Origin of the sequence: Pedobacter polysacchareus (genome assembly GCF_019802255.1) — a bacterium.
Lineage (GTDB): Bacteria > Bacteroidota > Bacteroidia > Sphingobacteriales > Sphingobacteriaceae > Pedobacter > Pedobacter polysacchareus.
This window is the reverse complement of the sequence record NZ_JAHYSS010000004.1, coordinates 318,354-324,480: the sequence shown is the minus strand read 5'-3', so window position 1 is coordinate 324,480 and position 6,127 is coordinate 318,354. Positions and strand designations below refer to the sequence as shown.

General features: G+C 39.3%; 6 protein-coding genes and 1 tRNA gene. 3 read left to right on the top strand and 4 right to left on the bottom strand.

Annotation, left to right across the window (positions count from 1 at the left end; all coding sequences use genetic code 11):
- Positions 1-2: 2 nt before the first annotated feature.
- Positions 3-80 (top strand) — tRNA-Val (locus K7X70_RS12580).
- A gap of 43 nt (positions 81-123) precedes the next feature.
- On the opposite strand, the gene K7X70_RS12575 is transcribed toward K7X70_RS12580, so the two are convergent.
- The 3 genes from K7X70_RS12575 to K7X70_RS12565 all read right to left on the bottom strand — a co-directional run bounded on the left by K7X70_RS12575 (position 124) and on the right by K7X70_RS12565 (position 3,179).
- Entirely contained in the window at positions 124-780 is a 657-nt protein-coding gene (locus tag K7X70_RS12575; RefSeq protein WP_222537424.1) for a glycosyltransferase, read from the bottom strand.
- A 334-nt stretch (positions 781-1,114) separates the two neighbouring features.
- Positions 1,115-2,218, bottom strand: a complete 1,104-nt coding sequence (locus K7X70_RS12570; protein WP_222537423.1) for a DNA alkylation repair protein — start codon at positions 2,216-2,218, stop codon at positions 1,115-1,117.
- Between the two features lie 106 nt (positions 2,219-2,324).
- Positions 2,325-3,179, bottom strand: a complete 855-nt coding sequence (locus K7X70_RS12565) for an AraC family transcriptional regulator (protein ID WP_222537422.1) — start codon at positions 3,177-3,179, stop codon at positions 2,325-2,327.
- A gap of 109 nt (positions 3,180-3,288) precedes the next feature.
- Between K7X70_RS12565 and K7X70_RS12560 the strand changes: the two genes are divergently transcribed.
- Positions 3,289-3,768, top strand: coding sequence for a cupin domain-containing protein (locus K7X70_RS12560; protein ID WP_255607131.1), 480 nt, complete (start codon positions 3,289-3,291; stop codon positions 3,766-3,768).
- A 7-nt stretch (positions 3,769-3,775) separates the two neighbouring features.
- On the opposite strand, the gene K7X70_RS12555 is transcribed toward K7X70_RS12560, so the two are convergent.
- Positions 3,776-4,597: an SMP-30/gluconolactonase/LRE family protein gene (locus tag K7X70_RS12555; RefSeq protein ID WP_222537421.1), complete on the bottom strand. Its 822-nt coding sequence runs from the start codon at positions 4,595-4,597 to the stop codon at positions 3,776-3,778.
- A 277-nt stretch (positions 4,598-4,874) separates the two neighbouring features.
- Between K7X70_RS12555 and K7X70_RS12550 the strand changes: the two genes are divergently transcribed.
- Complete coding sequence (locus K7X70_RS12550; protein WP_255607130.1) at positions 4,875-6,026, top strand: glycoside hydrolase family 88/105 protein; 1,152 nt, start codon at positions 4,875-4,877, stop codon at positions 6,024-6,026.
- Positions 6,027-6,127 lie beyond the last annotated feature (101 nt).

The following is a 6,127-nucleotide window of genomic DNA, read 5'->3' as shown; positions in this document are numbered from 1 at the left end:
AAGGGAAATTAGCTCAGCTGGTTCAGAGCACCTCGTTTACACCGAGGGGGTCGGGGGTTCGAACCCCTCATTTCCCACCAAAACCTTTCAGATTTTCTGGAAGGTTTTTTTATACCTTCTATTTTAAGACTTCTCCAGCCAGGAATGCATCCAAAAATGAACCATAATTTGCTTTTCACCGTACACGGTAGCAGTTCTTATTTCCGTGTAATCATATTCAAAAATATCCTTCACATCAATCAAGTCCTGTTCACATTCAGCAAACCTTTCATAAGAAGTTTTCATTCTGTAGGGACCAGAGTATTGCGGAGTCCACATCAGCTCTCTTTCTCCCCGATTAAAGGTGTGCACAATATCCTTCACCAAAAAGCACAAATATTTCTCCTGAGCAGGAGCCGAAAAATGCTCAGAAGCGATGGTATCATTTGATTTATCTACTACGAGGTAACCATTTTCATTGGTTTCCGACAGCTCCAAAAAATCAGGATAATTAAACAATAAAATATCCCAATCCACATAATAACCTCCATACTTATGGACAACCAGATATCTGGCGATATCAGCCGCTTCAGCGTGATTTCTCGCAGCCAGAAAAGCGGCTAAGGCAAAGCGGTAGTTTTTACGGATAAACACTGCTAAGCTGGCATCCGTCCATATCATAATTTCGAAACCGTATTCTTCTAATTTTGCCCAGGACTGTAAACACGCATCTATAAGCTCAGTCCTTTTACCCCCCACAATATGATGAATGATCTTAGGTGTCATTAATTTATTTATCATTTTTCTAGATTATATTGACTCACAATATAGAAAAATGCTAAATAATTCAACATCATAAATATCACACCATCATAATGAAAATTATAAATAAATAAAACTCAGGCATTCCTTGTATAACATCAAAAAGACTAACAATGCCAGGCAGAAGAATGTTAATTAACCAAATCAATAGTTATCCACATTTTTTCAAAAAACAAAAACACCTTAACAACTGAAAAACAACTAATTAATCTATAAAAACTACAGTAAAACCATATGGATAAACTGTGAAGAACCCGTGTATAAGTATGTGCATAAGGTGTTAGTAATAGCTATTTTCAATGTTTAAAACTTCTTATTCACTTAATTCAAACTCTTTTAGCACCTTTTCCACACCGTTCACAATAATCGATAGCTGCTGTGTTCCCGGATAAAATTTCCTGGTAGTAATCAATTTAAAACTCTGTTTCCTGGAAACACTCACTTTTTCATTCGCAGCATAGCTCTTTTCACTGATTTTAAACACCTTCTTAGACAAACTGTCGTTTTGCCTCCTGTAATACAATCCATATTCCAACCTGATGGTCTGGGTTTTCGAAAGCTCATTGACAAGATCAAATGAGAAATGCAGTTCCCCCCCAATTGGAGTAACCGGTGTGGTAATTTGAAAATTGCTGACCTTCACATTTTCACTATCCAGGCCATAATGTTTTAAAATCTCCATATGACCTTGTTTTAATAAGGTACGACAGCCATGTTTAATGATCGCATCTGTCTCTTTATATTGTCCTTTCCATCGCTTTGCAATTTCAATCACCAAATCTGGATTGTCTTTGGCAATGTCATTGAGGTGGTTCGCCACACTCCTTCTCACCCATTCTGAAGGATCATTTTTTAAGTTCTCCAGCAATGGCAATACAGGCCTCGGATCCTTTTTTAATTCCGGCAATGCCATTGCCCAAGGCAATCTTGGCCTGGTCCCTTCACTAGAAAGCCTTCTCACTTTATGATTCGTGTGTAAAGACCATTCCATCATTTGTGTCAGCATACGTGCGCCATACTTCAGCATAAAGGGCCGGACTGCGAATTCACAACTAACAAATTGAGTTAAACACTCAATTGCAATCATCGAATTTTCAAAATCCTCAATGCCGTAGGTTTCAATGTAGTCTGGCAAGAACATGTAAGCCAGACTATCCTCCCCTCGCCCTGATTTGCGAAGCTCAGCAACAACTTCCGTTAATAAGCTGACCCTTTGCCCATAATCCGCAGGAAGGAACTGATGCAATACCTTTGCGGTATGTTTCATTCTTGCCTTCAATTCTTTGCTTTCAAAATCTTCATCATAAATATCATTGATGAATTTCTTTCGATCAAAAGAAGGAAGGGTTTGTATCAATACTTCAGAAAGCTGCTGATAAAATGCTGGAGAATAAATGTTTTTTAGAAGACTGCTCATAAATAATATTTAAATGGCATTGAATAATTTAAAATAGGATCGCCGCATAAAATCCGGGATACTGCTCCTGGAACAAAATGCGCGATAAACCTCTAGGGCATCACTACTACTTTGACTGCAGTGGATTCGCTTTGTTCCGGATTTCCCGCATTCCTACCTGATAATACTTTTTCATCATTTTATTCAAATGACTGCTATCTGTAAAACCCAGCTCATTTGCAATTTCTTTAAAAGAGCTAGTAGTGAGTGTAGCACGCGCTTCTGCGATTTTCAATTTCGACCGCAGCACGTAATCCCGAAAGTTTTCTTTTGCATTTCTTTTGAAATATTCACTGAAATAGCTTTCTGAGATGTGAAAACGGGAAGCCACACCTTCAGCACTTACCTTTTCCTGATCCAGCAGGTTGTAATGAATAAAATGAAGCATGTTCACAAATCGTTTCTCCGAAAAAGATTGTCCATGAAACAACTGCTTTTCAATATTTCTGGAGATGATCACCAATATGGAAACCAGCAAATTCTGCACAAGAAATACAGAACAGCTGTTATCACTGTAATGTTCCGCTACAATTAGGTTAAACAAGGATTTGACATGTGCTTTATCTAAGGCATTAGGGATCAAATCGCCTTCTCCCTGGTCATAATTTCCGATGATGAAATTTAACCGGTTAAACCAATCGCTGTAATTCACAGAACTGGAAGGGTTCGCGGAAAAATAATTACTGGTAAAACGAATAAAGAGGAAACGGGTAGTCTTGTCAATCACATAGCCATTACAGCTCACTGAGGGCAATAGAAAAATGTCACCTGCAACATAAGGATGCGTACTCCCATTTACATACTGCTCCCCTTCTCCTTCCAGGATATATACCAGCTCAAAGAAATTACTTGATTTCCCTCGTTTATTCCAGTTTTCATAGGATACAATGCTAACAGAGAAGTTTTCGTGATTAATTTCCATAACGCAAGATAAGTGACAATTCCGGCAAGAGCGAAAGATCCCATATTAATACTGATTTTTCCCATTACCATACCCAGCGGAAACCGGAAATATATTCAACTTTGCCTACATGAAAATAAGCGCGATCCCAAGAAGAATCGTAACCGGCATTAAAAACGGCCGCTCCCTGATTGTAGAAGATAAAAAGGTGACCAATGTTTCCGAACACCTTCCTGGATTACTAATTTCCGATATATGGGCAACCAATTCCATGCCCGTGGATTTAACACAGGAACTCATCGTTGACAATACCCTGGTTCCAGACCCACCGAAACAAGGCAGCTATTTTAGGTATATAAGTATCCCTCCCGACAAAGACCTGGGCATACCAGAAAAGATAGCAAACGAAGTACATCCGCTGATGCACAAAACTGATACTTTAGATTACATCATCATTTTATCTGGAGAACTTTACCTCATCCTTGATGAAGAAGAAACCCTATTAAAAACCGGTGATATTGTGATCCAAAAAGGAACAAACCATGCCTGGAGCAACCGATCGGATCAGCCTTGTGTGCAATTGGCAATCTTATTGGATGCCACTAAATAACAACTGACTACTTCAGTTGATAAGCCATCACTGTTTTCTTGTAAAAAGTCGGAATATAAACGATCTTTTTTACCGGATCATAGCCAATATCTGCGGTGTTTTTTTTCTCCAAATGCGTATCCAGTAATACTTCTGTTTGACCATCAGCGGTTACATAATAGACATAACCACCCCAACTGGAGCAGATAAAATCGCCATTACCAATAGGCTCTAATCCGTCACCGCCAGCAGGCAGCTCCGCGATTTCAGTAATCTTTTTATTTTCGTCCGCTTTCAAAAATTTCTTACCAGCAAGAATATATAAATCTTTTTTGAGGGCTTTTAATCCATTTACGCCACTCAAATTGCTCAGATAGAGCGAAGGAACATTATTTTCGATTTTAAAAATCTCTTTTGTCCTAGAGTCAGAGACATATACGACTCCTTTATCATCCACAGTAACGTCGTTTAAGAATTTGGTGTTTTCAATCGGGATTTTACGGATCACTTTTCCTTTAGCGATGTCCATTACCACGACTTCCGTTAAATCCGCAGCATACAATAGGTTTCCAAATTTGGCAAGTCCCTTTGGAGAATTTAAGCCGGTAATCCATTCCAGGTTGATCACTTTTCCATCCAGACCGAGCTTTCCGATCCCTCCAATTCCATCCTTATCATCCGGACTATTTCCCATAATAGACACATATAAGAGTTTCGCTTTAGGATCGTGTAAAACCGATTCTGGCATATTCACTACACTATCAGTTTCCCAGAGCTTAATCAACTGACGCTGTGCCTTTAAGGAGATGGACAAGAAGACTATGGAGATTAAGAAGAAATACTTTTTCATGTTTACCTGTTTTGATGTTTAGAAAGGTTGCAATTAAATAATTAGAGGATTAAAATTACTATTCCAAGTTAGCTAATTAGTAAACAATATCATCAAAAACAGTCAATTATCCTCATAAATAGTTAAATAAAAAGGCACAAGCAAAGTCTACACTTTCCAAAAATCAAATAAAAGTTAACTTTAAATATGCAAAACAGATAAAGCAGGCAGGAAAAACAATTAAGATACCAAATAAAACAGCCACCATAAATCAACCATACCTTAAATCATGCAAACCATGAACAACAGAAACCTCATGCCCCGCATCGGCAGACTTATCTTTTCGTTATTCTTTTCTGCGACTACCACTTTATATGCACAATCCAACCCCTCGGATTTAAAGAACTGGCCAAAGGGTAGTTCTCCACAGGAAATCGGCAGCCGGGTTGCCGCCCGATTTGTCCAGACTCCTCACACCAACTTTAACAAACCTGGACCACCAAGAGTGATCACTTATCCGGAATCTGTGGCCTGGTATGGCGCCCTTACTTTTGCAAAATCCAGTGCCAATAAACCTTTGCTTAAGCAATTGGCAGATCGTTTTGAGCCATTTTTTGGAGTAGAACAGAAAATGATTCCTACACCAGACCATGTGGATTACAGTGTATTTGGTGCCGTACCTTTAGAGCTATACAAACAGACAAAAGATAAAAAATACCTGGATATGGGACTTGCTATTGCCGACAAACAATGGGGTCCACCGGAAGGCCCGAGGGTAAAACCAGAGTCTCATGAATTCTATAATAAAGGTTATACCTGGCAAACACGGCTATGGATTGACGATATGTATATGATCACTGCTTTGCAGGCACAAGCTTTTCGCGTTACAGGTAATCAGCAATATATCGACCGTGCGGCCAAAGAAATGGTGTTTTATCTGGATGAACTTCAAAAACCAAACGGCTTATTTTACCATGCGCCAGATGTGCCTTATTATTGGGGCAGAGGTGATGGCTGGATGGCGGCAGGTATGGCCGAATTGCTTAGTTCTATGCCAAAACAACATTCCTACAGACCTAGAATCCTAAAAGGATACCTGGATATGATGGCTTCGCTGCTTAAATATCAAGGTAAAAATGGCATGTGGAATCAGCTGATCGACGATCCGGAAGCATGGCCGGAAACTTCATCAACGGGCATGTTTACTTTCGCCATGATTACTGGTGTAAAAAACGGCTGGCTGGACAAAGATATTTATGGAAAAGCAGCAAGAAATGGCTGGCTGGGATTGATCAGTTACCTGAATGCTGATGCTGATATTTCGGACGTATGTGAAGGAACAAATAAAAAGGACGACCGCCAATATTACCTGGATCGGAAACGGAATACTGGAGATTTACATGGACAAGCACCCATTTTATGGTGTGCCACTGCATTATTGAGCCGTTAATATTTACTGCAATTATCTCCCCAATTGCTTACCCATTTCCAGGAAATCTCCTTTTTCACATGAAGTTGAACGCGATTTATTATAAAAATAGCGTTCAACTC